Genomic DNA, 25,133 nt, shown 5'->3' on the forward strand with positions numbered 1-25,133 from the left:
CTTCTATATCCGGTGCCGAAGCTCTTCGTAGGCTTCCTTCAGCCACGGATGCACGACCTTCAAGGTATGCTTTCGCTCCCACAGGTAATGGATGTAAACGAACGCCCCATGAATAAGGGAGCGGTTCAATTGCTCCTGCAGCTCGCTGATATACGGCGGTGTACCGGGCTGATCCCATGCGACTTTATCCGCTACGAACAGCACTTGATCAAGCAAGGTGGAGCCCGCCCGCAAGGTCGTGTGGCAGCCGACCGCATCCAGAATCGCCGCATCGGTTACGCCAAATAGCTGCTCCGCCATCACCACCGACAGCTTCTGATGAATGATCATCGGGAACGCTTCTTCTTCCGGCAGCACCTCGATGCCAAGCTCCCGCGACACCGCAATTCGATCCCCGTTCGGAATGACCGCGCTGATGTCGTGCAGCCAACCAGCCGTCTCCGCCGCCTCGGGATCGGCTCCGAACCGCAGCGCGATACGCCGCGCCTCCGTCCCGACGTCCATACAGTGCTCTGCTGTTTTCTCGCATCCGTTCAAGCTTAGAAAGCTTCGGATATCGTCCCGAAGCCGATTCGTCCGGGGAAACGGTTTCGTTCGTTCAACCAAAATCGAATGCATGCTTCTTCCTCCGTTCACTTTTGCTTCATACCGGGCAGCCGCCGACCGTCCGCTACGGCGCAGAGAACGAGGGCTTGTGCTCCGGACATTGTTTAAGCGTATCTTCATGGGTCAAATATTTGCGGATCAAATTGCAGTAGTGCGGCGTCTCATCCCGCCCCGTGTTCGGTCTGAAATGAACACAGCCTAGGCACGGCTCCGCCACGACAAGGTGGCCGCCGCGTTGAAGTGCGGATAGAACCCCTCCGAGTCCCGCTTCCAATGAAGCCAGTGCTTCCTCCGGCAAGCTTTGGACGGTTTCCTCCAAGGCCTCCCCCCATCGGTCAAGCTTGGATACGGCTTCTTGTCCTTGCGAAGTCAGTTGAAGCAGCGTAATCCGGCGATCCTCGGGCTTCGCGTACTTGGCGATCAACCCTTTGGCCACCAGGCCGTTGACGATTTTGACTGCCGTCACGTGGGTGGTTCCGAGATGATCGGCAAGGCTTCCGACCGATGCCACATCGCCGCGCGTATGCGCCGTAAACAATAACGACTGGATTTGCACGGGAGACAGTCCGGTATCATCGCTCTCCATCTGGCCGATCTTCTTAACCGCTTGGGCCATACGAACAAGCGCCATGCTGACTCGGGCAGCCCGGCTCTCCTTCCGATGCTGGGGATCGTAGCGCATTGGATTCTTCCTTCCATTCCTTTCTAGCCTTATCCTCCATTGTAACCGCTCGATCCGCGAATATAAAGCTTACGCAAAAAGTGCGAGGCGCCTGTACGCACCCCGCACTTTTGATTCATCCTTTTTTCACGTCTTCCAGGCTTGCGCCGAAATTAATGTGGAACACGTTCTCGTCAATCACCAGCGCCGGTACCGACTGGACGCCCGCTCCTTCCGCTTCGGCAATACGGTCCCGCTTCTCGCCCAGATGCACGATCTCGACAGCCGCCTTGGATGGGTCGAGATAGTCCAGCACCATCTGCTCCGCATTTACACAAACCTTGCAACCTGCATGATAAAATACCGCTTTTGCCATTTCAATCAGCTCCTCTTCATTTTATGTAGCATTGCTACATATTCAGTATAGAAACTGCCGCCGGCAGTATCAATTGCGATTTTTCTATCGTTTGCATAGGGAGAAGCTATCGTTAGCGCGCCGCATGATATGCTAAAACTTTTTCCAGATGCACTTCCTCTTCGTCTCTTTGAACTTCTACGTAGCCGTTGGCTTTATAAAATTGAACGGCGTCAAGCCAATCCGCCGTCGTTTCCAGCACGAGCTTCGCATAGCCCTTCTGCCTTGCCCTCCGCTCCAGCTCCTGCAGCATGCAGCGCGCGATGCCTCTTCTCCGGTACGGCTTCCACACGGACATTCTAGCGATTCTTCCAACGTTGCACCCCTCCTGGATGAGAGCTCCTGTACAGACCATTTGGCCCTCAAGCGCACCCGTCAAGAAAAGATGCCCCTGACCGGCATACCAACTCACGATATCGTCGAGGTCCTTGTTGTAGGAAGGGTCCAATTCCCCGAACCTTTCCTCCAGTCCCGCACAAACGATCCGTCTTGCCTGCTCCTGCGTCTCTTCGGTCACTTCCGTCACGGTCAGCCTAATATTCATTCGTATATCCAATTCTGAACCTCCGCAATATGGTCGATTCTCGCGATCGGTCTAACCCCTTTATCCATCATCGCTTCCATGCTCGTCCTGTAGCTGATAAAAGGAATGCCGGCTCCGGCCGATGCTTTGCCGTCGATCCAGGAATCTCCCACCGATATCCATTCTTCCGCCGTAATAGAGCGGAATTGATTCAAAACATAGGTAAATCCGGAAGGGGACGGCTTCAACGACTCCATCTGTTCTCTGCCGATAATCGCGTCGAAATAGGACTTGATTCCCGTCACTTCGAGCGCCTTCAAGGCGGCGGAAAGCGAGTTGTTCGTGACCACGACCAATACAAACTGGCCGTGCAACGATTCGATCAGCTCCGGCACGCCTTTTTCCAGCCCCGCGCCTTCCATCCCGCGCACTTCATGCTTTTCCGCAATGTTCATACAGGAGAGGTATAAGGCGTCGTCCATACCCGCTTGCTTGGCCTGTTCGAGCATGGTGGATGTCGTGTGCTCATGGAGCGGGAACCGCTCCGTCAACATGCCGTGCCCGATCAAGTGCTGGAAAATGTCTTCCTTCATCGCCGCAAAATCGATGCGGGATTGCAGCAGCGTATTGTCCATATCGAAAATGATGCCTTTGCATTTGCGGTCGTCGCGCATGGAAGTTCCCCGCTTCCCGTTTTAGTTTAAGTTATTTTAAGCAAGCACCCGCAGCACATCGTCAATCTTCCTGCAATGAGAGATGACGCCGTAGTTCATCCAAGTGAAAAAATCGACCTCGTACACGCACCGATTACGTACCGCCGGAAGCGCCCGCCATACCGGATCGTCCCGGAGGCGCTCGCTTTCCTGCCCTTCGACGGCGGACTCGCTTTTGTCGAAGGCGACAAACAGATGATCGGCATCCAGCCGTGCCAACCACTCCCGTGTCAAGGGGACCCGCCGGGCATGGCCGGTCAATTGGAGGACGAGAGGATGCGGCCGCAGCCCCAGATCGCCGTACAATATGGGGCCCGTGTATCCGTTCTCCGGTCCGGCATATAAGCAGATCTCCGCTGCGGAGATTCGAAGGCAGGCTACCGTCTGCCCCCGAAGCGGTCGGCTCAATAAAGCTCTGGCCGCGCGTGCTTTGTCTTCGTAGGCTGCGATGACGCTCCGGGCGGCTTCCGTCTTCCCGAACAGCTCTGCTATCGTGCGCAGCATCGAACGCCAATCTTCTCCCCGATGGGGCAACTGGTAGGTCGGCGCAAGCCGGTTGAATCGATCGGATGTCATCCACCGGTCGAACCCGCCGTCCGTCATAATCATGTCCGGCCGGTGCCGGGACAACGCCTCAAGGCTATCTGCCGTAAAATCGAAGACGGGAACCTCGTCCAGTCCCAAATAATCCTGCTTGCCCCATCCGGCGTGAGAGCACTGTACGATCGGCGTCATGCCCAGGGCAAGCAAAAAATCTTCGAGAAACGGGGCAACGACCCTCACGTTGTCCCGGTGATTGCGGCGGTACTGCCCGGGCGAAATCCCGACGCTTTGTTTAAACCTCCGGCTAAAATAATACTCATTCGCATAGCCGACATGCTGAGCAATCTCGAAGAGCCGGTCGTCCGTCATCGTCAGCAGCTGCTTGGCACGGTCAAGGCGTATTTTGTTCAAATAATCGAGCGGAATTTGTCCCGTAATCGATTTGAACATGCGGGTATATTGTCCTCGGGGGACGTCCGCCGCCTCAGCCAACCGCTCTACCGTCCATGGCTCGCTGTAATGCCGCCGTACCTGCTCGATCGAGCTTTCCACCTGCTGACGCAGGCTCTTCCCGCCTGCCGCTGCGGAACCGTTTTGCTGAAAAATAAACCGGAGCAGCTCCAGAAACCGGACGTGATTATAAAACGGTTCCAGGCCGTCTCCCGCATGACGGTTAGCGTAAATCGATTCGACCCGCTCGATGCATTGGGAGAAAGGCGCGCAGGCGGCTTCGCCTAAAATAGGAAACCGGTCGTTCGCCGGGGAGACTCCGGACGACGGCAAATGGCTCTCGGCATTTCTCCGCAGCTCAAAGTCCAGCTCATACAGGGTAAGCCGGTCCCGTCCGGGCAGTACGCTTCCTGTCATGTCCGGTGCGGCAATAAAGCACTTCCCCCGCTCCAGCTTGAAGCCCGCTCCGTCGATCACGATCCGTCCTTCTCCGCCCGTCACGACCAGCATCATATGGTCGCCGCCGCCGTCCAACTGCCAATCCGAAGCACCGGCGCGATAGCGTATATCCGTCATTTGATACGTTAAAGCGGGACGAACCGCTTTGTCCGACATTTTATCCGCCGGTCTTTCTCCCGCTTGTTCCTGCATGTCGATCGTCCTCAATTGAGAATTATTATCACTAGTCAAATTTGAGTATAAAGCAAAAAAGAAAGCTCTTCAACCCTGCCGAAGAGCTTTCCGCTTCCTTCCTTGCTTGATCACTTGATCCCCATACCTGCAATGCCCGTTATTTCACCAGCGATTGGAGAACGTCGTCGAGCTTTAACAGATTGGCTTGATAAGCACCCGTCTGCCAATACGTTCGCTCCACCTGATATACCTTCCCGTTTTTGACCGCGGGGATCGACTTCCAGATGGGGTTGTCCAGCAGCTTGACCGCTTCTTTATTTTCATCGGAGCCCCAAGTCCCCTTCGAGGGCAAAATAAATATGTGGTCCGCCCCTAGCTCGGGAAGTTTCTCCATCGAAATAAAATCGATCGGCAACTTCATTTCCTTCACCAGCTTCGGCGGCGTCAAGCCAAGATCCTTATACAGGATCGAACCGACAAACATGTTCTCGATGCCGAGCAAATTGATCGTTTTCTCCCCGACATTCAAGCGCAGAACGGCCACCGTTTCTTTCCCGACGGCCTTCTCCAGCTTCCCTTTGGCATCGGCAAGCTTTTTCTTGTAAGCTTCCAGAAGCGGCTCCGCCTTCTCCGGAACACCCAGGAGATCGGCCACCGTCTTCAAAATTTCAGGCGTGTTCTGCAGGATGGAATCGGGCAGCCGGTAAGTCGGCGCCACTTTGGAGAACATCTCATACTTGGCGGCATCCGCCCCGCCATCCACAATAATCAAATCCGGACTGTAGCTTAGCAGCGCTTCGATATTGCCGCTGTAGTCGAAGGTCGGAGCATCCAGCTTCAAATAATCCTGCTTGCCCCAATTCGGATGATACCATTGTACGACCGGCTTCACGCCTAACGCCGTCACATAGTCCTCCAAATAAAGAGCCGCTATCCGCTGCGGCTTCACCGGAATCTCCACTTCGCCGAAGTGATCCTTCACCTTCCGGGTCTTGCCGGCTTGCTCCTTCGCGTCTTTGCCGCCGGCAGTAGCCTTGTCCGTTTGCTCCGCATTCGGCTTGGCATTCTCTTGCTTTTCCTTCGGCAGCGGTTCTCCCTCCGTCCCCCCTTGCCCGGCTCCGCATCCGGCTAAAGCGGCCATCAGGACCAGCCATACGGCCATCCATGCAGCGGCTGCGCGACATTGCCTTATCATGATTCCGATCCTCTCCCAAGTAAGCTGCAATGTAACGAATACAAGCTTCGAATATATAATGATTCTCATTCTCAATTCGTTCCCGTCCATTGTAGCGCCCGCCGTTTGCTTCTGACAATGCACATTCCAGCCTCGTTTTTTATACAAACGCAAAGTTAGTTTTTTGGTTTAGTTTCGGCAAACTATGCAAGTACACACTGCTCCGGGGACCGAATGAAAAAGCCTGGCCCAATTTTCGTTAAACTCACTTAGTCTAACCTTCATAACACACCTCTTACTGCATTTTTCCCTATCCAGGGCGCCGACTCCAACAACAATCCATTAATCCATTTCTCTCCAAAATTGTTCTGGGTTGTCTATTTCTACATCATCATATTTGGATACTATTTCTTCAAGCCCGATTGGTGCGTCAATATCAACTTCATACCATGGATTCATATCTGGTGGTCCAAAGCTAACCTTCACTTTCTTTTCCGATACATCAAATATCATACTTCTAAGCGTACCCATTCCACTCGAATAAAAATGACAGCATGGACCATATGGATATGGAGTGGACAGTAACTTCCTCATCTTTTCATCATTGATATAAGGAGCATCCCGCAATAACGAATTCCACACGGAAGAATAGCGCATTTCGGAATGCCAAAAGTGATGTTCATCAAATTCTTTCATTTCATGACTCACATAATGATTTGTGGCGACCAATAAACCACCAGCTGGTTTCCGCACAGAAATTCTTTTTTTGTCTGATGAAAAGCTCGCCACCTCGAATACAGAAGCGTGATTAGATGCATCCGCGACCAAAAAATTCGCATTCGTACATAACGGTATTTCTTCAAGCAGACACTGGGCTTCATAAACATCTTTACAACGGTCTAAAATGGCGCGAATGGCAATCCAGAACTCACATCCATCCCCAGCGAGAGGCTTCAAGTAGGCAGTACTGGACATGGAAACTACGAGTCCATATTCATTGATCCCATCCATCCTCCCCGCATTTTGCAACGAGAAACCAATATGTTTTGGTTTTCCTGTTACCCGGGTGATGCATAAGCTTCTTTCATCCCTTACAAAATATTCATAGCTCCTTCCGACATAAAAATGTCCATCGCTCGTGTTTGAAGGAAGCACTGCAATTTGACAGCAATGATGGGAGCTGTGATATGAATTCGCATAGCATATCATTTTTTCCGGCTCTGTACCTACTTCATCAGCAAATCCTTGTATTTCATCCACAAAGCCGGGACATATTTTGTCAATCAACATCATTCTCTTATGGGCAGTTGCTGCTGCTATATAATCCTGTCCTTCCATGGGGCTGATAAAATAAGCGACATCATCCGGATAGTTCTTTTTTAAAGTAATGGCCCGCTGTTTACCCACCTCATAATTGCTTCCTTCAGCCACATGGATGTCAAATATCATCGGTTCTTTCTTTTCGTTATTTCCCATATCTTCTAACTCCTCCCACTATAAAAATTACTGTTCAAGATGTCTTCTATATTCGTCGTAATCCTAACATATTAAAAAAATTAGGTCTATTGGATTATCAATTATAGAAGAATAATTATTGGCCTCATCTTGCCAGGAGTGGTCGGAGTGTGTATAGCCTATCCGACGTATCATATTCTCATGCTTCAAAATGATACTCCATATCCCCAGCCATTGCGGCTGGCGTATCGCCCGTCTTCCGAAAGTCATGGGCGTATAGGAGTTGAAAATCCCCAAAATCCACTTGTTTATAGAACTCGTAGCAAGGAAACCCGTCATGGCTGCCCTTCACCTGCACGGTGCCATCCTTATACGCGGTAATCTGCAGAGAGTAGTCTACCGTCGGCGCATCAAGACGAAGCGGATTGCTTGCGCTCGCTCGCATGGTTAACAATACCGTATCCCCTTTCCACACCTCGTCTTCAACTCGAATACCTTCCGTAGACGCTTTTCCTTGTTTGTACTCGACGGACCCGTCCGGAGCTGTCAATTTGAGTACGGTGACACCCGTATTGGAAAAAGATGTAATTCGTTGCTTCACGAAGTCGATGACGACTTCCTGCTCCACACGGCAACGCCCGGTGTTTACTGCGTACGGAGTGAACTCCCTGGCATCCGCCTGATATTCATAGATCATGCCTGTAGACGGATCTTGAATTGGGGGCAGATAGAGCATACCGCCGATAAACACACTGCCTCTAATTTTGATTAATTCTGCCATTGTAAAAACTCCTCGCCTATTTAATCATCCCGCACTTTCAACTATATATATCTTATGGAAAGTTTCTCCTTATGATCCAGTTTTCCTGCCTAATAGAACCAAGCTAAAATTGCAAATTCTTGATCGGACAAAAAGAAAACCGCTCCTCGACGCATCATGCCATCGATGGGCGGTTATCTCCCGTCCAAAAAATTACTTTTCCATGATCCGCTTTAACGTTCGCAAGTCGCTCTCGATCATCGCCGTATCGTTCGCTAAGCTTTCGTCCGACATCCCGGGCTGCCGGAACGCCGTGAAGACCACCTCGCAGCCGGAGCCGTTGGGAACGACCCGCATCGGATTCAGGATCGTTTGACCAGTGGCGACGGTTACCCAATGATCCGCGACGCCATAATCGTTCTTGTCCGCGAACTTGAGCGTGATCGGAGCTTCGGTCGTTTCCACGATCCATTCCTCTCCCGATCTCCGGACCGATTTCACAAAGGACGTTACCCATTCCGGAAAATTTTCCGGGTTCGTCACATAAGCGTATACCTCTTCGGGCCGGCGCTCAATGGTGATGCTTAATGTTTTGGAAGGCAGCACGGTCATCGTGTATCACGTTCTCCTTTCGGTTGGCATCTCGGCTTTAGCAAGCCATACCGGTATTGTAACGCTTCCGCCAGCCAAAAGATTGAATAAATCGGACATCCGCCAAAATCACGGGCGCTTGCGCCAATGCCAAGCAACGTCGAGCAGGGAAGAGACGGCAACTCCCGCGCTGTACCGCACGAAGTCCGCCACCAAAAAGCCTTTTCCCAATACCAACGCCCCAAGCGTTGTCTCCCGGATCCGATTGATCCAATCCGCCTGGTATAGCTGGCTGAACTCGACCGCAAAGCAAAACGCGAGGCTGCACCACAGCGCGAAAGAAATCTTCCTATGCGCAAAGCAGGCGCGAAAGCCGAAGTAGATCATGCAGGCCCATAACGCATCGCCAAAATGCTCAGCCACAAAGACAGGCAAACGGTCGGCGTACGCTCTGGACCCTAAGCCCAAAGCGATGGCTGCGAAAACGGCCGCGATATAGGCAATCCGGGCTCTCCATCGCCGCGCGGTACTGTCGTTAAATGTGCTCATAAGTATCGTCCGGCCAGCACTCCAAGACGGCCGATTTGTCTCCATACACTTTGTCCAAATGATCTTCTCCCCACACACAGAAGCTGTCCAGCACCGTTTTCAAGCTCAAGCCGTATTCGCTAAGCTCATACTCCACTTTAGGCGGAATTTCGTGGTAAACGGTCCGGTGGATGATGCCATCCTTTTCGAGCTCGCGAAGCTGCTGCGTCAGCACTTTTTGGGTGATGGCGGGAATTAATTTTCTCAGCTCGTTGGTGCGCTTTTTGCCGGTTGTCAAATGGTACAGGATGATACTTTTCCATTTTCCCCCGATGACCTCCAACGTGACCTCTACTCCAATGCGATATTTCTTCAAGGTAGCACTCCCCCGACTTCCCAAACGTAATAGGAACAGTATAAAAAAGATACTGCAGAACCTGAAAGTACCTACTGTACTTTGAAGTGCGTACTTCACACGATATTTTATATCACCCATAATAGCATCTGTAACCGGCCATTGACTACCACGGAGGTGGGGTATCCACTGGAGAAGCGATAGCGGCCGCCTTTGTCTTCGGGAAATGTCCGCTACTTAGCGGCTTCTAATCAAATTTCCCGATGACAAGAGCGGTCGGAAGTGGATACCCCACCCCCTCGTACTATCTATAGTGCTCCCTGTCCGCTTTCTCAACAAGCCCCTCTTGCCCCATCAGACAAGGTGTCTCTGCAAAAAGTTCAGCGCAGTCTGCCACGCTTCGCGGGCCGCAGCTACCGCAGCTTCGGCTCGGACCTCATGCTCTGCGGTCACCGGCAGATTCGGAATGTCAATGAGATGGCCCGCCTCCGGAAAATGCTCGTGACGCGCTTCCCAGCGGTACCCGCACTTCTCCAGCGTTTGCAGCACTCCCTCCGCCATTTCGGCGGCCGGCCATGTCGCATCATGCGCGCCCGTAATCAGCAGCGCCGGAGCGCGCATCGCTTCCACCGGGATTCGGGCCGCCTCCAGCTCCGCGTCCGTCGAAGTCTCCAGTGCCTGCTCGTGGAGCTTCCGCAACTGGGTAAGCTCGGCAGGAGTCCAGCTCTTCGGCCCGCCGGGGTACGGAAGATACGGAAGCGGCCGGCCTTCGTGCGTCCAAGAGGATCGGCGGCCGGCAGGTGCGATACTGATGCCTTCAAATACATGAGACGCAGGCGAATAGCCGACGACGGCCCGGACAGCCTGCGGATGCATGGAAGCGTAGAGCAGCGCCAGCTCGCTTCCTTTGGAAAGGCCCATGATGCCGGCTCTGGCAGCGTCGATTCCCGGCTGCGCCTGCAGCCAGCGCAGCGCGCGATCCACAGCCTCAAGCGGCACCTCCGCAAGCTGGTTCGGAAGGCCCGAGCGGCCCTGCCAGTCGAAATAGGCCAGCGCCAACGCCGCGAAGCCATGCGCGCTCAAGAGAGCGGCCATCTGCTCGGACCATAGCAAGCCGCCGGCTGATCCTCCCAGCACCAGCACGGTAGGAAGCGGTCCGCGTTCCGAAGCCTCGGGGCAAAAATATTTGCCCGCGAACGGCTCCGTGATTTCGGTTATCCGGACATGGGCGGATACAAAATGAAAGTCGACGGTGCGTTCACCAAGCAAGACGCCGTCGGAGGTCAACCGGAAGGTGACCGCATGCGGCGCACTGCTGCTTTTCATAAAGTAACCGGAGACGGAACCGTCCGGACGCATTGACCAAAGCAAGCCGTTCGCATCGATTCCGTCGTAGGTGCCCTCTTCGGGAGCCGTCTCCGCCGTATCTACCATCCCCTGATCGTCAGCCCGATATAGGCCGAAGGAACGCCACACTTGCCCGAGATCGTCTTGCGCGAATGCTTCCAGCATGATCTTTTGCCCAGGGGTTAAATGCCCGATCCCCAGCTCCAAAGTTCCGTCGATCCAGTTCGTCGCCTGCCCGATGCTCCATACCGGTTCCATCATGACTCCTCCAAGTCCTGTTTAATTTGCTTCAACAACTGCAAGTCCAGCTCCATATGGGCGATGCCGTTGGCAAACACCTGCCGCACAAGCCGAGGGTTTCCGGATAGCTCCGCTTTACCCGGCTCACCCTTGTTCCAAAGCGCAATTTTGTGCTCCAGCCCTGCCATCTGCTGATCGAGGCACCGGAGCACTTCCTTCTTCGGCAGCCGGCCCATCATGAACAGAGCCGCATAGAAAGCCGAAGGGAATTCGGTGGACGGGACGCTCATCGCTTCCGCGATTAAGCTCAGCAGCAGCTCGCTGCCTTGCGGCGTGATTTCGTACACCGCTCTCGTCTTATTGCCGCTTCTCTCCGTATCCCGGATTTGCACGCAGCCTTCCTTGGCGAGCTGCCGCAGCGCATGATAGATCGACCCGGGCAGCACGTTCGACCATAAGTCGACCCGGTCTTTCTCCAGCTGCTGAATCAGGTCGTAGCCGTGCATCGATTGTCTGGCCAGCATGCCCAGCACGATTAAGCGGATCACCGCAGTCACCTCAATTTTATTCAAATTTGAATAAATAAATTTAACTAAAAAATAGCATGTGCTGCAAAAAAACGCAAGCAAATAAACTCCCTTGAAATGATGGTTGTGCAACATCGCATTCTTATTGTATAATCATAACGCACGAATATATGTCATAACATACAATAGTTTTACTATAACATACATAGAGGTGCGAATGATGCTTATCCTTCCTTTCCTGTCGTACATCATTGCGACGAGCTTCACGCCCGGCCCCAATAACATCATGGCGATGTCCAATGCGAATCAACACGGGCTAAGAAAAACATTTCGGTTTATTTTTGGCGTCACCGTCGGATTTTTTGCCATCATGCTGTTGTCCAGCTTTTTCAATCTGATTTTATACAATTATATCCCGCGGATTAAGTTCGTGATGAACCTGTTGGGGAGTCTGTATATGGCTTACCTTGCCTTCAAAATTATGAAAACTAATAAAACGCAAAATAAAGAACAAGCTAACGACACGTTAAACTCGTTCTTTACGGGATTTATTTTGCAATTTATTAACCCTAAGGGGATTTTGTACGGGATCACGGCCATATCCACCTTCGTCATTCCGTTCTACAAGTCCGGCCTCAGCTTGCTGCTCTTTTCCGTGCTGCTTGCGTTTGTCGGATTCTTGTCCACGTTCATGTGGGCGGTGTTCGGTTCGTTGTTTCAAAAGTTTTTGTCCAAGTACGAACGGCCGTTTCATATCGCCATGGGGTTATTGCTGCTGTACAGCGCAATCTCTATTTTCTTCTAAGCCGCCTATCGAACGTTCAGGGCGTCTTCAGGGGTTAGCGCAGAGCCGTTTCAACGATGATTGTCAAAAACGACAACGTTAAAAAGTACAAAGAAAACTTGAAGCTGGTTTTCGCCCAACCCCGGTCGTCCTTCGTAAATAAGCCGCTGAGGCATTGCAAAAACCAAATGCCGAGCAGAACGGTAGAGATCAGCAAATAGGCGGCACCGACGCAGTCGTGAGCATACAGCAAATAAGTAACCGGAAATAAAGCCGCGACATAGGGCAGCATTTGCCATTTGGTACGGCGGACGCCTTTTACGACGGGGAGCAGCGGATAGCCCGCCGCCCGGTACTCGTCCTTCTTCAAGATCCCCAGCGCCCAAAAATGTGGCGGCTGCCATAAAAACAGGACGAGAAATAATAGCCATGCCCCCAGATTCAATTCATTGGAAAAGCCGCAGTAGCCGATCATGGGCGGCATCGCCCCGGAAATCCCTCCGACGGAGGTGCTCCAGGTCGATGTCGGCTTCAGCCATGCCGTATAGATCGCCACGTAGACAAAGATGCCGACGAAACCCAGCGCCATGCTTAGCGGATTCACGAATACGTACAGCGTGGCTAAGCCGATCAAGCCCGCTGCGATTGCAGCCGCCGCAACGATCCGAGGGCTCAGTCGTCCACCGGGCAGCGGCCGGCTTCTTGTCCTCTCCATGTGGACATCCCGGAACCGGTCCAGGACATTATTCGCCATCGAGGCGGCCGCTATAATGAGCGCCGTCCCAACCAGCATGAATGCCAGGCCGGGCCATTCGAACTTCCACCGCGAAGCAAGACAATACCCGGCAAACGCGCAAAACAGGTTGGAGGTCATGATTCGCGGCTTTATCACGGAAATCCAGTCTTTCCATGCGCTCGCCAATCCCCGTTGCGCCTCATTTTCAAGGATATCATGCATGGCCGGTCAGTCTCTCCGTCGTATCCGTCGCGATCCCGTCCAGACGCTTCAGAAATGTCCTCCTCCAGTTGACGGACAATTCATCCACTTCCAGTATCTTCTTGATGCCCTCGATATGATCCTTCTCACGGTGCATGATCCGGTTGGCGTAGGACACGGTAATTCCCTTCGGATGGGAGAAAATGCGAGTCAGTCCGTCACTCCGGGACACGACCCCTTCTTTCAGCACGCGGAAATAAAAGCCCGTGTACCCCGTTTTCTGGAGCTTCAGCGGCATGTCGGGCAATCCGTACCGTACGGATAGCTTGTAGCAGGGCTGGCGCGGTTGACTGACTTGAACGATCGCTTCGCCAAGCTTAAACATATCGCCGATGCAAACGTCCTCCTCCAGCAGCCCCCGGACCGTCAGATTTTCCCCGAATGCGCCGTATGCCAACGTTCTCTGCAATTCCTTCTCCCAGAACGGATAGTGCTCGTAGGGATAGACGCATACCGCCTTCTCCCTGCCTCCATGATGAACAAGATCCGCCTGTCCGTCCCCCTCGAAATTCACCCACGATAAAAACAACTCCCCATCGACCGGCGTCTTGAAGATGCCGGTTGAGACGTCTTTATTTTGAAACTGCACCTCTTTGGGCTTCCCCGTATTGATCGAAAGAATTTCCACAGGCTTCATTTTAACCACCCCGACTTTCACCTTGCTGCATGACTAGAGTATAATCCCGCCCTTTCCATCTATCAATTCAATTGTTTATATAAAAACCATAGGCAGTACCTATGGTTTTAAAAAAGAAGTGATCTCTCCGGCGCACGTCACCATCAACTTGTGCATCGCCCGGGAGCAAGCGATATAGAGCAGGCTTTTATCCAGCTCCGTCCGGTATGTCGATGCATCTGCAAACGGCACGATGACTTGATCGAACTCCAAGCCTTTGGCCAAATGCGCATAGGTGATGACGATGCCTTCGTGGAATTGCTCGCTGTTGAAATCCAGCAAATGAATCTTATGCCCCATATCCTTCAGCTTCGCGTACACGTCTTCGGCTTGGGCATGCGTCTTGCAGATGATCCCGAGCGAATGATGTCCCGACGCCAGGAAATCGCCGGTCAGCCTCCCTACCGTATTCATTTCATCCCTTGGACTGTGACACGGTAGGATGAGCGGCTCCTCGCCATGCCTTTCGATCGGGATCAGTTTGCTGTTCGGCTTTAACCTTTGGGCAAACGTTGTAATTTCAACGGTTGAACGGTAGCTTTTTAACAGCTCGACCGTGTCCGCCTCGGGGAACACCTTCTTAATTTCGGCAAGCGAAGACGAAGAATATGGATTCACGGATTGGCTGCTGTCGCCCAGAATCGTTTTCTTGCATTTGAATAACTTCGATAAAACTGCGTATTGAATCGGCGTATAATCCTGCATCTCATCCACCAGCAGATGTTTGACGAAATCGAACGGCGCCGCTCCCTCAAAATAAATTTTCAAATAAATGAGCGGAAACACATCCGAATATTCCAGTTTCTTGCCCTGCTTTAGCTTGAACAGGTCAGGCCTGCCCAAGTAGCGGTAAAATTCCTTGTACAAGGAGAGGACGTCTTGGCATTTGAACATTTTTTTGACCGCCGTCTTGATCTTTTTGGAAGCCGATGCGGGGACACGATTTCCATCTTCGTCTTTGCAATTGGCCATAACATGGGCTGCGGTCTTCTCCAATCTCGCTTTGACAGGCAACCTTCCGGAAGCCTGATAACTGCTGAATATTGCCTCTTTAGAAATCGTCACCGTATCGATAGTCATATCCTCAGGCGAGAAGTACTGCTCATCCGCATATTGGATAAAAGCATCCATCTGACCGACAAACTCGGCAGTAGCTTTATATTTGATTCGTTCGATCACGGAGTCGTCCGTTTCATCGTCAGTCCCCTCCAACAGCTCCGACACCTGCTCGTAAAACGTCTGAAACTTGACGATTCCCGACAGCTCCTTGGCAGCCAGCTCCTCCAGGCTCACTTCCATAATTTTTTCTTCACCCAGCTCGGGCAGCACGTTCGAGATATAATCGGAGAACACCTTATTGGGAGAAATGATCAGGACATTCCTGGAGCTTAGCGTTTCCTTGTACCGATAAAGTAAAAAGGCGACCCTGTGCAAAGCAACCGACGTTTTTCCCGAACCGGCAACGCCTTGAATGATCAGTTCATGAGCGGCTTCATTCCGGATGATGGCGTTCTGTTCTTTTTGGATCGTCGCCACGATATTTTTCATTCGCTCGTTCGAAGGGCCGCTGAGCTCTTTTTGGAGGACATCGTCATGGATCGTCATCGAGCTTTCGATCATGTATTCCATTGCGCCTTGATTGATTTTGTACTGCCGCTTTAAGCCGATCTCGCCATGCACCTCTCCGACGGGCGCCGAATAGAACGCTTGGCCCACCTCAAAATCATAAAACATGCTGGCTACAGGAGAGCGCCAATCGTAGATTAAATTATCGTGGCCGTTGTCTTCGGTGAAGGAATGTACCCCGATATAGAACGAATCCGGCTTCGTTTGCTGTCCCTCCTTGAAGTCCACTCTCCCAAAATAGGGGGATTGCAGCAGTTTCTGAACCCGCCTGCGCTTGGCGATCGCTTGCTTCCCCAGGTCAATGGTTAGCGACACGTCCACCCGGTTCGCCGCCCGCTCCGCCGGGTCCAATACAGCCGCATTGTCCCAAAGGTATTTCTTGGCTTCAATGACGGCTTCGTAAGTGGACGATACTTTTTCGTCCATCTCCTTCAAGGCTTGATGAAGCTTGCCAACGATGACCTCAAGATATCGTCTCTCTTCCGCTTCCGTACCGTTAAACATCCGTGCAGCCTCCTTTTGAATCGTTAGCCTAAGCAGAGCTTGCATTGCATCCCCTGCAAAAGCGGTATATAGAATATAAAAGATTGCGCAAAAAAAGAATAGACTTTTTCTTTCCAATGAGTTATTCTGATGATAGAGTACGCCCCATGGGTTGTTTGCTAAAAATTTCCAATTTCAATAAGCTAAAATAAAGAAAACCGCCCTCACAAAGGCGGTTTTTTCGCATCGAAATTTAGGAGCATATTTTTTTCGTTATTGCTTGTGTTATTGTATCATAAATGATGATCCCTTCATTCGTATTGTCCAGTTCCCCGACTAATATTCCTTCATCACTCCATACCGCAGATTTGCCGACACTTTCAAAATTATCACAATGCCCAATACAATTGGCCATCAGAACCGTCATGGAATGCTTGCTTGCCATATGCGGGTAATGAATCCATGCTTTGTTTATCCCGATTTGAGACTTCGCTACACTTGCGATATAAACTTCGGCGCCCATCTCGCTGGCATGACCGGCATGTTCAACTTGTAAGGACTCATAACAAATTGCAGGAGCAATCTTTACGTTATCCATTGTGAAAATTATTTGTTCCTTGCCACAAACGAAATAGGGGAATTCGTCAGAATGTAATTTTTGTTTGGAATACGTTTGTCTTGGTTTGTAGGGTTGGAAGACAATCATGCTGATTCGAATTCCGGAATCGGATTTAGTCGGCACACCAATTCCAATAGTCATATGATTTTTGTCGCTTATGCTCTGGAAATCATCGAATCTTATATCGTTTTGGCTTGTCGCTAAATCCTTTGCAAGACTAGGTTCATAGCCCGTCACAGAAAGCTCCGGAAAAAATATGGCATCCGCTTGATAAGAAATTGCAGTAGATATCATTCTTTTGTGTTTTTCGATATTTTCCAAAACATTTCCCTTTTGGGGTCTCATTTGAGCCGCAGCAATTCTCATGATCCTACCTCCGCTATTTTTACCCAAGATTGGACACAATCTATAAACTTTTTAGCCGCAGGGGAGATGTTTTTTCTGGAAGTCATGGCGATCCCTATCGAGCGATAATAGTCGCCTTCCAATTCAAGAACTTTCACATTGCCCGGGATATGCGATAAAATCATTTCAGGAAGCAGGCTTACCCCAATACCACTGTTCACCATCGCAATAATCGCATGATCATCCTCTAATTCATATTTCACCTTTGGGGTTATATTGTTTTCTGAAAATATCCTCTTCACATCCAAATCGCACCCTTTCTTGGGCATGATAAACGGTTCTTCTCTTAATTGATCGATATTGATTTTATCCTCGTTCTGAAGAACATGGTTTTTAGGCACAATACAGTACATTTTATCTCTTTTTAAAGGCATCACTTCTAACGATCCCGAGATGGGTAATGCCACAAAACCAAAATCGACAGAACCCTTGAGAACCCATTGTTCAATATCATTGTAATTTCCTTCTAGTAATTCGATTTCAATCAATGGATATTTTTGTTGAAACTCTTTGAGAATCGCGGGCAGCCATTGTATGGAAACACTTGAGAACGTCCCGATGCATACGGTGCCTGTTACAAGACCACTGATGGAGGAAAATTCCTGCTTCAATTTTTCATTCAAACGGACAATCTCGCGCATAGGTTCCAGTATTCGTTCGCCATTACTGGTTAAACTAATACCGGAACGATTTCTAATCAGCAAAGGAAATCCTATTTCTTGCTCCAGACTGGAGATCGCGTGACTCACTGCCGGCTGTGTCAAGTTTAGTTTCTCCCCCGCTTTTGTCAGACTCTGAAATTCGACTACCGAGCAGAATATTTCATATTTCGTCAGGTTTATCGAAACCGCCTCCCTCTTACATAAAAAGCTCTTATGCAACATATAAATTAGATTCATTTTATTTATTTTAACGCCAAATGTATACTTTTTACGAATGAAACTTTTTTATGTATAGCAAAGGAGTACGTGAAAATGACACCATTTGCAAAAACACCACAGCCACCTTATTACGCCGTTATCTTTTCAAGTCAGCGTTCGGAAGGGGATCACGGGTACGGGAACATGGCGGAGAAAATGGTAACCTTGGCATCTAACCAACCAGGCTTTTTGGGAGTAGAGAGTGTTCGGGACGGTGATGGTTTCGGGATAACCGTTTCGTACTGGGAGTCCTTGGATGCCATTCGAAATTGGAAAGCAAACGAAGAGCATTTGGGGGCACAGGAGAAGGGAAAGACGATCTGGTACGAAAATTATATAACAAGAATCTGTCGAGTTGAAAAAGAATACGGCTTAAAAGAAATATGATTGGAACGCTGCGCAAAGTGTCAACTAGCCCCCATCTTGTCATCCAAGATGAGGGCTTTCACGCTCGGCTTGATGAAAGACTATTCCCCTACGGCTATAGCTTCGATTTCAATCAGGAAATGATCATTTACCAGTTTGCTCACTTCAACGGCCGAACTGGCAGGCGGATTTGTCGTATTCACATAGTTATCCCGAATGTCCCGCACGATCTGCATTTGGGAGATATCCGTTAAAAAGAAGGTCAATTTTACAACATCGTTGAAGCTTACGCCCGAAGCCTCCAACGCAGCTTTGATGTTTTCGAATACTTGCCTAGTTTGAGCAGCCAGATCTCCCGGACCGACCAGTTCTCCGTTTTGGTTAACAGCCACCTGCCCGGAAACATAAATCGTTCTTCCGTTTCGCACTTCCACAACTTGGGTATAACCATTTACAGGCGGCATCGATTGCGGATTCCTGAAAATGGTTTGCTTATCGTTTGGCATGATATTCATGACTTCAGCTCCCTACGAAAGATTCAATGACCGGATAGGAGATGATATTTCGATCCCGGTAAGTTACCTCAACCGCGGCATCCCGCTCTCCCACGATTCCGTTTTGCAGGATGACCGTCTTAAAGCCTCTCTCCCTCGCCCCATTGTACGTGAACAGCACGCAGTGCTCTGCTGCAAATCCCGACACAATCACTAGACCGACTCCGTTCTCCAATAAGAGCTGTTCCAGATCTGTTTTCCAAAAAGCATTGGAGAATACTTTTGTAACTCTCTTCTCATGCTCTTCTATTTTTATTTCGGGTATGATTTCGAATAGCTCTTTATTCGATTCTTGCCGTCCCTCAATGTCTTGGATATGGACAATAAGATGACCCTTTGACCGAAGCAGATCTGCCGTATAATTGATGTATTCGCATGCTTTTTCGATATTCGCTTGTTCTTTATCCTTCAGATAGACGGTTTGCATATCCACAATTAATAGGGCTATTTTCATAGTTTTTCAGCTCCTTTATTCATGAATTTTCTCACTTTTCCTTGATCGGAATCCATAGTTCAACCTGTTCTTCCTCTACATTTTCCTCAAAATAATAGATTTCCATCGGACACGGGGAAAACAGCACCTCCTGGTTTTTCGCGTTTGTGATCTCATGCCTTCGCTCTACAAACTGAGTTTGAATCTGTAGCGCGGCATCCGGAAAATGCTGCGGGAAATTGGCCGTAATACTTTGACCGACCAATTGTACCTCTTTGGTAACGATTTCACAATGAAACTTCAGGTTTTCCACAGGAATCAGTCCTTCCTTCGTTTTTTGTTTGTTACCTCCTTGCTTTCCGATAATGATTCCGTCCGTTCCCCTGCCTATGCATCATTTTCCATACTCCATTGATGAACAATTTCATTATTCTTTTTCAAATAGGCCGATCGGAGGAGACTTCTCTTTTTTAAATCAAGCAGCATATCGTAGTATTTCTCCTCCAATCTCTCCCAACTATCAAAGTTTCCTTCGCCTTCTTCCAGCCCCGTACACCAAAGGTGTCCTTTAAACGGGCCTTTTCTTGAATCATCCCAGTTTCCAATGAGAGGCTGCTTCCAGTTTCCTCCATGCGCGGAAGCAAGTATGCTTTTACCTTCAAACGGTTCCGACTTTTGAAATGTTTCAAGCTCTTCCTCTTCATTCGTAACGTACAACAGTCCGCAACTGGTGCATTGATAAATTAATTTTGTCAAATGCACAGCCATTCGGCGTATGCCCATTGCCGCTCTTTCTTTATCTTTATCCGTCGGTCCCGATTTCTCGATAGCTCGATCTATCGCATCCAAAAAATCAAACCAATCTTGATCCGATATCAAATGTCCCTTATAAGGCAAACCATCGGTTTGGTCGACAATGATACCGCCGCACTCACATCGGATTTTCACTGATATGCCTCCGTTACACTATTCTTGAATCTTCTTTGCTCTACTCCTAAAAATGACGATTCCGATCCGTGAAATCTTTCAAAATGCCCAGTAGTTCGCTCTTTCCGACCTCTAAGTGCCCTTCTCCCTTTAGTTCAATATTTATTTCTTTCCCCCGGTAATAAATCAGTCTATGGCCTTCATGCTCCAAATCCAAATAGGTAAGAATCGAGTGGAACTCCTTGCTCAGACCAATAAACCATCGGTGGATCGAATACGAATCCCTAAGCAGCAAACTCATGCTGGACGTAGCTGCTGTAAAAGATACGGATAGTTCTCCGCTCGCATTGGGCAATTTGCTTTCTTTGATATAAATACAGCCGATTTTGGCCTTTCCGTCATTCCCGATATATTGCTCGATTTCCGATCTATCGTGATGCGGAGTCCCGTCATATCCGCCTTCCAAATATTTCATAATAAAAGAATCTATCTCAAATCGAATACATGCGCAATTGCCGGACAGCTCGCATTGCTCTTTTAAATAATCTCTTAGCGGCTCAACATCCTTCTCGTCTATGACGATGGTATAGCTATAATCTAGTCCCATTTCAATGCCTCCATGCGCCGGGTTATAACTCCAACTTATTGAAGGATACAACGCTCCTTCCGTTTATTAAGTGTTGGCGTTTTGTATCGAACCCCTTGACCAACCAACTCCTCGTAGAAGCTCCAACAATCTTCCGCCCAAGATTCCCATGTTCCTGTCTTCGGACTGCCGTTAATACCACGCAGTTCAAAAACGGGTGCATATTTTTCTAGCTCTTCCGTATTATCGAAGGACTCCTCTGCAAGCACATCCCCTTTTCCGGAAAAAACCCCCATCCCCTTAAGCTTAGGATTGTTTCGTTCCGTCAAAAGATCGTCCGTTGGCAGGTTTCGCAGCCACTCCGAACGCTTTAATCCAATCCTGTACTCTTCTTCTCCCGGTTCCCCAAATTTTTGCGGCAGCATCGGGCCGTTAAAGATATCTTCCCATACTTTCTCTCGGTCTTCATCGCTCTTCGCTTTGGCAACATATTCCCCCAACGCTCCATCCAGAAACCACTTCACCCATGCAGGCTTCATCTGGCCGTTCATGTCCCGTATAGCTTGAAGCTCAAGATCGGGAATCTGTTCGAACATTCGATGAAAAGGTGTCTTGGCCAGCACAGGGAACAGCCCCTTAGGAAATTGACGTTTCTGGTTTCTCGGAAGTCCCATCGGCACGAAACTGCTGCGCAGGTAGTAAGCGATCATGGCGGAAAGCCCCTCAAGCTGAGGACTCATCTTCTCTTCAACGTTAAATCCAAGCTCCATACGTCTTTCCTCGAACGTGTTTTTCATGAGTTCGAAGCTTGTTAATAGCTCTCCCACAGAATTTTCATAGGATGATATATTCAACTTCTTAACAGGGGCTTTATTGTTAGATGTCTCCAGATTCTCCGTATCTTCGTTGCTGGATGTTTCCAGCTTCTTTTGTTTGTTTGCCAACTGATAGAACAAGGATGTGATTTTTCCAAGCGGAATGCCCATCGTAACTTGGACCGAAGGTAAGAGGTTCTTCCGAGGCGTGATATGCGCCTTATTCTTCAGCTTATACGGCGATGTCGTTTCCGATTCGCCAGCCTTCTTCAACAAGTCGCTTAGCACGATAGGGTTCTCTTGGGGCTGTTGTTCCATGTGCCGAGCTAATTTGTCCATACTCCCGACGGATCTGAGAAAATGATCTTTGTCAGCGTGAGCATCGGACACAAATTCGAGGTTCGAGCTTTTTCCAGCAGGCATCAAGTATTCATCCGAAGATAGCGTGAAACCGTTCTCGTCATCGCGAACCAGCGGCGCATACTTCTTAAATGGCTTTCCTTTTGGAGTTGTCACTTCCCAATCAGGGGCCTCCAGTTCAACCCCGATGGCCCGTTGAATAACGCTGCCTTGCCCCGGAGAAGATTGTTTTCTCGAAAAGCCCGAAATCAGATACCGTTGAAGAGCCTGATTCCCTACGGTCTTCGACATGTTGAAAAACCAATCTGGCCCAGCCGCTCGAGGGCTCATCGTGGTACGTTTCGATGACGCAGCTATTGAAACAGGAACCCGCTGCAATATTTTGCTCTCTCTCATGAACGGACTCCCCCCTATGTATTCCTATTAAATACTATAATATACTTTCTCCTCTTAGCTGCGCACCTGATCCAACAGTAATATTTTACGCACGAACTCCCCTAGCCCTGGCTTCCGGCGAATCCCTCCAAAATTAACGCTACGCCATCGTTATCGCTGGCGTGGCGAAAAGCCGCTGTTCATCCTCATAGGATTGGGGTAGTTGATTTTGTACTCCAACGAAGAGCCTTTTGCCTTCATTCACTCTTCTGGTTATCCAAAGCTCTTCCATGTTTACCGCGTTTTGTTTCGACATCGGCATCACCTTTCTACCGGCATTGTTACTTCAGGCTCCAATACAAAATCTTTGGCGATCACTTCTAAGAAGGCGTCGTCATTATCTTTCCAATTAGCAAAAATAAACTTCCTGTACGGTGCCGGATACTTATATTCACTTATCGCGTACAGCATCATACCTTCCGCTTTATGCCTATTTATTGTTAAAACATCCCTTAAATAAAGGGTCAAATTTTCGCCTTCCATGCCATGTAATGTTATGACAAGCTCCTGTCCATTATCCTGAATCTTGTCAATCGTGCTGTCGTGGACTCTGTAATCGCCTACATAAGAAATAAAATCGGATTCTTCCATAATTCCTCCGTTAAATTTTTTGTGAATGACCCAGTTTATTCCGTGCTCAAATTGACTCTTAAGACATTTATTGCGAGGTAATCGAACAGCTTAAACATTCCACCTCAACGACTTGAGCGTCCGAAAGTGTAATTTTTCTTGTCATGGCCTGCTCCCTTCCAGTTAAAGAGCCCGTCTGCTCCAGATGGATTAAAGTATGGTATACTGGAAAGAATTATGATCCAAACTTCTCGAAGGAACGTGATGCGTTTTGTTTATATAAGAAGAATATTACGACGAGCACTTTTTGGAGGCCCAATACTCGCAGAAGGAAGTAACCTCAGTCCGGTTCTATGATTGTACATTTACCAAATGCGATTTCAGCGAGACGGTCTTTAAGGATTGCAAATTTTCGGGATGTACCTTTGAGAACTGTAATTTAAGTTTAATTCAAGTGCTTGACTGCGACCTCTCCCAGGTATCATTCACCCATTCCAAATTGATCGGCATCAATTGGTCCGAGATGGCTCCACCTCGAAAAGTCGGGTCCGGTCTGCTGCGGTTTGAAGAGTGTACCCTAAGTCATTCCACTTTCATCGGACTGACACTGCCTAAAAGCGTAATCACAAAATGCACGGCAAAGAACGTAGATTTCAGGGAAGCCGACCTTACGGAAGCGGACATGAGCTCTACGGATTTCTCCGAAAGTTTGTTTGACCGGACGAACTTGACGGCCGCGGACTTCTCCTTTGCAACCAACTACATGATCGACCCGGGGCTCAATACAATCCGGAAAGCCAAATTTACGCTGCCCGAAGCGATATCTTTGCTCTATTGCATGGATATCCAATTGATTGACGGGGACTAACTTACATATAGCCTCTAAAATAATACTTCTAATTGTCTGTACTCTTTAAGCGGAGATCGGTTTACGAATAATTTCGGGTTTGTTTCTGTGGTATGAAAAGCGTTTAGAATATGCAATTCGTAGTACCATTCTCCCGTATCCGAAGCGATATGTCGTCCATTATAAAGCATTCTTCCATATTCATTAGGCGACAACTCGAATGCTTTCTCGACTAATAAATGATATTTTTTATCATATCTAGCAGGTTTTCCGCAATCACGAGAGTACTTAAAGGTAAATTCATACTTGGCTTCCTTCGGGACGATTTCAACACAACCAATCTTAAAGTCGGCTTCACTCGCTTCGAGAAACCAACTTTGATTACTTAGATTTCGGAAACCGGATTTATTCTGGACAATCAGAAGATTATGGTATGGAATTCCGCGCGATGACTCGTGATTTACTATGGATTCCGGAAGACGGAACGCTTTGCTGTATCGATTTCTTAATGAGGAATAAGGGGCGCCTCTCACGTCTTTGCCCCATCTTATAGTTATCGCTTGTATAATCAAGTTTCCACCCATTTCCAAAAAACTCTAAACCCTTTTTATGCCATAAACTCACGCAAACGCTCCCGATAAATCCGGTAATTTTCCTCATCGAAGCAGACGAACAAAATCTGCTCTAGATTCGACTCGTGATGGCCACGGACGAAATCGGAGACTGCCTCTAAGGCAATTTTAGCCGCCAAAGCCTTCGGAAATCGATAAATGCCCGTACTGATATTAGGAAAAGCGATACTGTGGGCATGATTTTTGCAGGCCAGATTCAATGTGTTTACATAGCAGTTCATCAACTTCTGTTCCTCGCCGTTCTTCCCGCCGTTCCAGACTGGACCTACGGTGTGTATCACAAAGGACGCCGGTAAATTTCCCGCTGTCGTCACTACGGCTTCGCCGACCTGGCAGCCGCCTTGCTGATCTCTGATTTTCCTGCATTCCTCCAAAATCTGCTTGCCGCCGGCTCTGTGGATCGCCCCGTCAACCCCGCCCCCGCCGAGCAAACTTGTATTGGCGGCATTCACGATGATATCCGCGGCTATTTTGGTAATATCTCCTTGGAGTACCTTTACGGTAGTCGTTTGCAGCTTTATCTCTTCTTCCATAATTGAACCTCCAAGCAATAAAAAACATCATGGAAGCACTCGCA

General features: G+C 49.2%; 31 protein-coding genes and 1 pseudogene. 4 read left to right on the forward strand and 28 right to left on the reverse strand.

The genetic code is table 11. The annotated features are described in order from the left end of the window. Positions 1-3 precede the first annotated feature (3 nt). The 14 genes from yqeK to NI000_RS08625 form a co-directional block, all read right to left on the reverse strand. Positions 4-618, reverse strand: a complete 615-nt coding sequence (yqeK, locus tag NI000_RS08560) for a bis(5'-nucleosyl)-tetraphosphatase (symmetrical) YqeK (RefSeq protein WP_253409520.1) — start codon at positions 616-618, stop codon at positions 4-6. 52 nt (positions 619-670) lie between these two features. Further along, entirely contained in the window at positions 671-1,288 is a 618-nt protein-coding gene (locus tag NI000_RS08565; protein ID WP_253409522.1) for a MarR family winged helix-turn-helix transcriptional regulator, read from the reverse strand. A gap of 115 nt (positions 1,289-1,403) precedes the next feature. Continuing rightward, positions 1,404-1,643 carry a thioredoxin family protein gene (locus NI000_RS08570; RefSeq protein WP_253409524.1) on the reverse strand — a complete coding sequence of 80 codons (240 nt, stop codon included), beginning with the start codon at positions 1,641-1,643 and terminating at the stop codon, positions 1,404-1,406. A gap of 112 nt (positions 1,644-1,755) precedes the next feature. Further along, positions 1,756-2,238 (reverse strand): GNAT family N-acetyltransferase, encoded by a 483-nt coding sequence (locus tag NI000_RS08575; protein ID WP_253409526.1) that lies wholly within the window; start codon positions 2,236-2,238, stop codon positions 1,756-1,758. Beyond that, entirely contained in the window at positions 2,223-2,879 is a 657-nt protein-coding gene (locus NI000_RS08580) for an HAD family hydrolase (RefSeq protein WP_253409528.1), read from the reverse strand. The genes NI000_RS08575 and NI000_RS08580 overlap by 16 nt, the downstream gene beginning before the upstream one ends. Before the next feature lie 36 nt (positions 2,880-2,915). Beyond that, a complete protein-coding gene (locus NI000_RS08585) occupies positions 2,916-4,562 on the reverse strand; it encodes a helix-turn-helix domain-containing protein (protein ID WP_253409530.1) in 1,647 nt (548 codons plus the stop codon). Positions 4,563-4,701: 139 nt separating this feature from the next. Then, positions 4,702-5,739 carry an ABC transporter substrate-binding protein gene (locus tag NI000_RS08590; RefSeq protein WP_253409532.1) on the reverse strand — a complete coding sequence of 346 codons (1,038 nt, stop codon included), beginning with the start codon at positions 5,737-5,739 and terminating at the stop codon, positions 4,702-4,704. A 321-nt stretch (positions 5,740-6,060) separates the two neighbouring features. Then, the gene (locus NI000_RS08595; protein ID WP_253409534.1) at positions 6,061-7,194 is read right to left on the reverse strand and encodes a C45 family autoproteolytic acyltransferase/hydolase; all 1,134 of its coding nucleotides are present in this window, start codon (positions 7,192-7,194) and stop codon (positions 6,061-6,063) included. A 178-nt stretch (positions 7,195-7,372) separates the two neighbouring features. Further along, positions 7,373-7,954: a DUF3238 domain-containing protein gene (locus NI000_RS08600; protein WP_253409536.1), complete on the reverse strand. Its 582-nt coding sequence runs from the start codon at positions 7,952-7,954 to the stop codon at positions 7,373-7,375. Positions 7,955-8,146: 192 nt separating this feature from the next. After that, positions 8,147-8,545: an SRPBCC family protein gene (locus tag NI000_RS08605; RefSeq protein WP_253409538.1), complete on the reverse strand. Its 399-nt coding sequence runs from the start codon at positions 8,543-8,545 to the stop codon at positions 8,147-8,149. A 108-nt stretch (positions 8,546-8,653) separates the two neighbouring features. Further along, positions 8,654-9,073, reverse strand: coding sequence for a ribosomal maturation YjgA family protein (locus tag NI000_RS08610; RefSeq protein WP_253409540.1), 420 nt, complete (start codon positions 9,071-9,073; stop codon positions 8,654-8,656). Next, entirely contained in the window at positions 9,060-9,428 is a 369-nt protein-coding gene (locus NI000_RS08615; protein WP_253409542.1) for a winged helix-turn-helix transcriptional regulator, read from the reverse strand. Before NI000_RS08615 ends, NI000_RS08610 begins: the two co-directional genes overlap by 14 nt. Before the next feature lie 333 nt (positions 9,429-9,761). After that, complete coding sequence (locus NI000_RS08620; RefSeq protein ID WP_253409543.1) at positions 9,762-11,012, reverse strand: acyl-CoA thioesterase/BAAT N-terminal domain-containing protein; 1,251 nt, start codon at positions 11,010-11,012, stop codon at positions 9,762-9,764. Next, entirely contained in the window at positions 11,012-11,542 is a 531-nt protein-coding gene (locus NI000_RS08625) for a PadR family transcriptional regulator (RefSeq protein WP_253409545.1), read from the reverse strand. The genes NI000_RS08620 and NI000_RS08625 overlap by 1 nt, the downstream gene beginning before the upstream one ends. Before the next feature lie 199 nt (positions 11,543-11,741). Here NI000_RS08625 and NI000_RS08630 point away from each other — a divergent pair, with 199 nt between their 5' ends. After that, positions 11,742-12,326: a LysE family transporter gene (locus NI000_RS08630; protein WP_253409547.1), complete on the forward strand. Its 585-nt coding sequence runs from the start codon at positions 11,742-11,744 to the stop codon at positions 12,324-12,326. Positions 12,327-12,360: 34 nt separating this feature from the next. Here NI000_RS08630 and cyoE read toward each other — a convergent pair whose 3' ends face one another. From cyoE to NI000_RS08655, 5 genes are all read right to left on the reverse strand, one after another. Continuing rightward, positions 12,361-13,263: a heme o synthase gene (gene cyoE / locus NI000_RS08635; RefSeq protein WP_301292386.1), complete on the reverse strand. Its 903-nt coding sequence runs from the start codon at positions 13,261-13,263 to the stop codon at positions 12,361-12,363. Beyond that, positions 13,256-13,939, reverse strand: coding sequence for an MOSC domain-containing protein (locus tag NI000_RS08640; protein ID WP_253409551.1), 684 nt, complete (start codon positions 13,937-13,939; stop codon positions 13,256-13,258). Before NI000_RS08640 ends, cyoE begins: the two co-directional genes overlap by 8 nt. A 99-nt stretch (positions 13,940-14,038) precedes the next feature. Beyond that, the gene (locus NI000_RS08645) at positions 14,039-16,108 is read right to left on the reverse strand and encodes a HelD family protein (RefSeq protein ID WP_253409553.1); all 2,070 of its coding nucleotides are present in this window, start codon (positions 16,106-16,108) and stop codon (positions 14,039-14,041) included. 232 nt (positions 16,109-16,340) lie between these two features. Next, positions 16,341-17,072 carry a carbon-nitrogen hydrolase family protein gene (locus NI000_RS08650; RefSeq protein ID WP_253409555.1) on the reverse strand — a complete coding sequence of 244 codons (732 nt, stop codon included), beginning with the start codon at positions 17,070-17,072 and terminating at the stop codon, positions 16,341-16,343. Beyond that, entirely contained in the window at positions 17,069-17,953 is an 885-nt protein-coding gene (locus NI000_RS08655) for a LysR family transcriptional regulator (protein WP_253409637.1), read from the reverse strand. The genes NI000_RS08650 and NI000_RS08655 overlap by 4 nt, the downstream gene beginning before the upstream one ends. A gap of 132 nt (positions 17,954-18,085) precedes the next feature. Between NI000_RS08655 and NI000_RS08660 the strand changes: the two genes are divergently transcribed. Continuing rightward, complete coding sequence (locus tag NI000_RS08660) at positions 18,086-18,418, forward strand: antibiotic biosynthesis monooxygenase family protein (RefSeq protein WP_253409557.1); 333 nt, start codon at positions 18,086-18,088, stop codon at positions 18,416-18,418. 80 nt (positions 18,419-18,498) lie between these two features. Here the strand turns inward: NI000_RS08660 and NI000_RS08665 are convergent, their stop codons facing one another. The 7 genes from NI000_RS08665 to NI000_RS08695 all read right to left on the reverse strand — a co-directional run bounded on the left by NI000_RS08665 (position 18,499) and on the right by NI000_RS08695 (position 23,098). After that, on the reverse strand, positions 18,499-18,903 hold the full coding sequence (locus NI000_RS08665) for a RidA family protein (RefSeq protein ID WP_253409639.1): 405 nt from the start codon (positions 18,901-18,903) through the stop codon (positions 18,499-18,501). A 13-nt stretch (positions 18,904-18,916) separates the two neighbouring features. Then, a complete protein-coding gene (locus NI000_RS08670) occupies positions 18,917-19,405 on the reverse strand; it encodes a cysteine hydrolase family protein (RefSeq protein ID WP_253409558.1) in 489 nt (162 codons plus the stop codon). Positions 19,406-19,436: 31 nt separating this feature from the next. After that, positions 19,437-19,697 carry a hypothetical protein gene (locus NI000_RS08675; protein WP_253409559.1) on the reverse strand — a complete coding sequence of 87 codons (261 nt, stop codon included), beginning with the start codon at positions 19,695-19,697 and terminating at the stop codon, positions 19,437-19,439. 74 nt (positions 19,698-19,771) lie between these two features. Beyond that, on the reverse strand, positions 19,772-20,332 hold the full coding sequence (locus NI000_RS08680; protein ID WP_253409561.1) for a hypothetical protein: 561 nt from the start codon (positions 20,330-20,332) through the stop codon (positions 19,772-19,774). A 46-nt stretch (positions 20,333-20,378) separates the two neighbouring features. Then, positions 20,379-20,918: a hypothetical protein gene (locus tag NI000_RS08685; RefSeq protein ID WP_253409563.1), complete on the reverse strand. Its 540-nt coding sequence runs from the start codon at positions 20,916-20,918 to the stop codon at positions 20,379-20,381. 35 nt (positions 20,919-20,953) lie between these two features. Next, positions 20,954-22,468: a hypothetical protein gene (locus NI000_RS08690; RefSeq protein ID WP_253409565.1), complete on the reverse strand. Its 1,515-nt coding sequence runs from the start codon at positions 22,466-22,468 to the stop codon at positions 20,954-20,956. Positions 22,469-22,768: 300 nt separating this feature from the next. Further along, positions 22,769-23,098: a hypothetical protein gene (locus tag NI000_RS08695; RefSeq protein WP_253409567.1), complete on the reverse strand. Its 330-nt coding sequence runs from the start codon at positions 23,096-23,098 to the stop codon at positions 22,769-22,771. Positions 23,099-23,384: 286 nt separating this feature from the next. On the opposite strand from NI000_RS08695, the pseudogene NI000_RS37080 reads away from it, so the two are divergent. Both NI000_RS37080 and NI000_RS08700 read left to right on the forward strand, forming a co-directional pair. Then, positions 23,385-23,540, forward strand: a pseudogene (locus tag NI000_RS37080) (pentapeptide repeat-containing protein); the annotation flags it as partial. Positions 23,541-23,600: 60 nt separating this feature from the next. Further along, complete coding sequence (locus tag NI000_RS08700; protein ID WP_253409569.1) at positions 23,601-23,945, forward strand: pentapeptide repeat-containing protein; 345 nt, start codon at positions 23,601-23,603, stop codon at positions 23,943-23,945. 14 nt (positions 23,946-23,959) lie between these two features. On the opposite strand, the gene NI000_RS08705 is transcribed toward NI000_RS08700, so the two are convergent. Together NI000_RS08705 and NI000_RS08710 are read right to left on the reverse strand one after the other, a co-directional pair. Then, the gene (locus tag NI000_RS08705; protein ID WP_253409571.1) at positions 23,960-24,508 is read right to left on the reverse strand and encodes a hypothetical protein; all 549 of its coding nucleotides are present in this window, start codon (positions 24,506-24,508) and stop codon (positions 23,960-23,962) included. A 23-nt stretch (positions 24,509-24,531) separates the two neighbouring features. Next, positions 24,532-25,089, reverse strand: coding sequence for an O-acetyl-ADP-ribose deacetylase (locus NI000_RS08710; protein WP_253409573.1), 558 nt, complete (start codon positions 25,087-25,089; stop codon positions 24,532-24,534). Positions 25,090-25,133: the final 44 nt, after the last annotated feature.

The organism is Paenibacillus tyrphae, from assembly GCF_024158745.1.
Taxonomy (GTDB): domain Bacteria; phylum Bacillota; class Bacilli; order Paenibacillales; family NBRC-103111; genus Paenibacillus_G; species Paenibacillus_G tyrfis_A.